Below are 492 nucleotides of genomic sequence, written 5' to 3' on the forward strand. Positions count from 1 at the left end.
GGTCCCCAAGGCGTCGCTGGAGCCGCGGGTGCCGCGGGCGCTACGGGTCCGCAAGGTCCTAAAGGTGATGCTGGTATAGCGGGTGCGCCGGGNGCGAATGGCAACACTATATGGAACGGGACTGGTGCTCCGTCAAACACACTCGGCGCACCAGGCGACTTCTATTTGCAGACCGATACTTCGGTGCTATGGGGTCCTAAAACAACGGCATGGCCATCGTCTGGTGTACCGCTACAGGCACCAATGAAGACGTACGCAGTGTCGCTATTTGTTGAAGGCACAACAAACGTGCCCAATGAAGTTCTTATGGTGCACTGTGCAGCTGCCGCATTCACTATACCTGTAAGCATTCCGGGTTCTAATGTCAAGGCCCTGAGTCCAGCTGCCAATAACTCGGTGTTCATCATCAAGAAGAACGGGACTCAGATAGGGGTAGCCACATTTGCCATTGGGTCTACTACTGCACTTCTTGGATCATCGGTTCCGGTGTCC

General features: G+C 55.4%; 1 protein-coding gene. It reads left to right on the plus strand.

Annotation, left to right across the window (positions count from 1 at the left end):
• Window positions 1-258: 258 nt before the first annotated feature.
• The coding region (locus AC1RPQ_RS07870) for a hypothetical protein (RefSeq protein WP_481762244.1) at window positions 259-492 on the plus strand (234 nt) is incomplete at its 3' end.

This window comes from Dellaglioa sp. CoH-57-MRSF-21, assembly GCF_056781915.1.